Source organism: Neisseria sp. P0009.S007 (assembly GCF_051962515.1).
The window spans coordinates 1-2,619 of record NZ_JBQCVF010000195.1 but is presented as its reverse complement, the minus strand read 5'-3'; the positions used below and the strand labels follow the sequence as shown (position 1 = coordinate 2,619).

At 39.7% G+C, this 2,619-nt stretch carries 5 protein-coding genes and 1 pseudogene; all 6 read left to right on the top strand.

Annotated elements, in window-relative coordinates; translation table 11 throughout:
* A partial coding sequence (locus ACTHS3_RS11465; RefSeq protein WP_440367989.1) for a replication initiation factor domain-containing protein occupies positions 1-657 on the top strand: 657 nt, incomplete at its 5' end.
* A 38-nt stretch (positions 658-695) separates the two neighbouring features.
* A complete protein-coding gene (locus ACTHS3_RS11460; RefSeq protein ID WP_250615062.1) occupies positions 696-986 on the top strand; it encodes a hypothetical protein in 291 nt (96 codons plus the stop codon).
* A 3-nt stretch (positions 987-989) separates the two neighbouring features.
* On the top strand, positions 990-1,187 hold the full coding sequence (locus tag ACTHS3_RS11455; RefSeq protein ID WP_070615096.1) for a hypothetical protein: 198 nt from the start codon (positions 990-992) through the stop codon (positions 1,185-1,187).
* Between the two features lie 68 nt (positions 1,188-1,255).
* Positions 1,256-1,459, top strand: coding sequence for a hypothetical protein (locus tag ACTHS3_RS11450; RefSeq protein WP_314593104.1), 204 nt, complete (start codon positions 1,256-1,258; stop codon positions 1,457-1,459).
* An 8-nt stretch (positions 1,460-1,467) separates the two neighbouring features.
* The gene (locus ACTHS3_RS11445; protein WP_440367988.1) at positions 1,468-1,770 is read left to right on the top strand and encodes a hypothetical protein; all 303 of its coding nucleotides are present in this window, start codon (positions 1,468-1,470) and stop codon (positions 1,768-1,770) included.
* Positions 1,771-1,785: 15 nt separating this feature from the next.
* A pseudogene (locus ACTHS3_RS11440) lies at positions 1,786-2,619 on the top strand (virulence factor TspB C-terminal domain-related protein); the annotation flags it as partial.

Genomic DNA, 2,619 nt, shown 5'->3' with positions numbered 1-2,619 from the left:
TGTATAGGCTCAGATTGGGAAGAAGAAGACGAAGAAAAAATGACAAAGGGCAAAACCTACGGGATAGGCTCTCGTGAGTCCTCAAAATATGTCCGCGTCTATGAAAAAGGCAAGCAACTAGGTGACAAGTCCAGTGTTTGGACACGCTTTGAAATTGAGTTTAAGTCAAAAGATATTGTGATTCCCTTCGAAGTCTTGCAAAACCCCGGTCTTTATTTTGGCGGAGCGTATCCGATCTGTGAAAAATTTGCCAATCAGGCAAGCCGTATTCAGGCGGTTGAAAAAAATAAGGTCATTTCCGCTGATAGATATGTCGAATGGGTTAAAAAACAATTTGGAAGAGCAGCCAACGGATTGAAGGCGATTTTTCCTGATCTTAAAAAAGATGAGCTTTTTGAATTGATCGAACCCGATCACGAAAAATTACCAAAATCATTAAGCCTGAATAATTTTGATTGCAAACTGTCCGAAATGCTCTTTATTCATAGCGAAAAGTTGCAAGAGAATAAAGAAAAAGCAGATCCATATTTTATGTATGAATATTATCAAAATATGGAAAAACAGCTTGAAAAACAAAAACATGAAGTCAATGAAGAATCGTATTTAAATCATATGTATTCGAAATATGCAAAACTGCCGATGTCATGGGCTTATTAGTCTCTGCCCGAAAAGAGGCTTAAAAAAAGGAAAAAAAGATGATTTTCACAATGCAAGGCCAAATCGTTGGCGTTAAAAAATTTAGCGGACAAATTGAGGGCAAAGCCTTTGACTACTGCCGTCTGATCGTAGCAACTCCTTTAGACAGCACTCAAGGCAACGCTTTGGGAAGCTCAGCCACGGAGTACGACTTTGGCACAAGCGCAAATTTTGAACAATTTAAAACAGCACAATTTCCGATCGATGCAAATCTGAGTGTAGAAATTGTGACAACTGGCAAAACTCAAAAACTGAAAGTGCACGGTTTCCAACCGATTAAGAAAGGTTGATTTATGCAAAAAGTCTATGTTGTTCAATCCGTATCAACAGGGGACTTTTTGTATCTGTCCCCTGAAACAGGGGATATAGGCCATACAAAACTAATAAACAACGCAGGTTTATTTGTCGATTTTGAAGAAGCAGTAAAAGCAGGTATTGAAGAAATCGGCAATCAATATGAATTTGTCGTTTTTGGATTTTTAAAAGATTGAAATTCGGTTTAAGACGGTGGCCGAAATTCAAAAATTAACACACCGTCCTTACATTAAAGGAAAAAATCATGAACATGATTAAAAAAGCATTGGTAGCCGCATCTGTGGCCGTTATGTCCGCTCCTGTATTGGCGGAAGATCTGCTGTCAACAGCATCAACCGAAATCGGCGCATTGAAAACAGGTATTATCGCATTCGGTGTTGTTGTTGTAGGTATTGCGATTGCTATCGTTTCAATTGGTCTGGTTAAACGCGTGATCAATAAAGCATAAGGTTTGATATGGGATATCGAGTAGGCCAAATCTGTTATGGAACGCAGATAGAAGCTCAAAATCATGTGATGTCCCAAGTCATACCGACAATCGATAAAGACGGGGTGTTGAATCACCCTGTTTTTATTGGTTCGGCATGGGAATATCACGGCAATCAAGTAAAAATCAACTTTCCGCAGTGCAATAATCAAGATTTTTACGATCAGGGTAGAGAGTTGGGACAGTCTATGCTACTTGCTTTTATAGGTTTATTTATTGTCGTAGTCTGCCTAAAAGTCGTAAAACTGGCCAATATTCAAAATGACGAATAAAAGGGAAAAGGAAAAATGAATGATACCAGAAGTTTATTTTATTCTCGGCGTTTCGCCCTACGCAGTCGCCTGCTTGTGCTTGTATGTTTTGGCGCGCAAGTTTTAAATCCGTTAACAGCTTTTGCAGAAGTCGGCCTTCCTCCGCCGGCACAACATCAAAACGCAGGCTTTCCATCCGATCAAGCCTTGCAACGTCGTGGCTACGATCCAAAAACAGGCGTTTGGAAGGTTGATGTACAAAACAACGGCAAACCGACAATTACCAAAAACGGAAATGATTTTAGTGGTAGTCAAGGCAAAAATGTAACGGTTACAGGCCGATATGGCGAAACTGGCACGATGAATACAAATGTTAATCAAAGGGTGAACGTTGGTAAAGTTGAAACTGTATTGGGTGGGACATTGGCAGGTGCTACTGCTATGGGTGGGGCTATTGGTTCTGATTATGCAGCTTGGACATATAGAGACATAAAAAATGGCGATTGGGCTATGGCTGCGCGTAATGGTGTTGGTGCAATTCTGACAGGTTTATCTAAACTTGATATTACTGGGCTTGGTTCAGGAATTAATACTTTTTTAGATAAAACAGGATTAAGAGATGGTGCTTCTCAAGAACAAATTTCTAATGCGATTCAGAAAGCAGCCCAAGCCCAAAAGCAAGCAGAAGCCGAAGGCAACTACCAAAAAGCAGTAGCACAAGCAGCAGCTAAAAAAGCCGCGGAAGCAGCACAAAAAGCGCAACAACAAGACCAAAAAAACAAGGAAGAACAGAAGAAAGACGAAGAAGCAAAAAAGAATGGAATGATTAAATATCAATTGATAGTAAATATAAATGGCAGTTATCAAAAC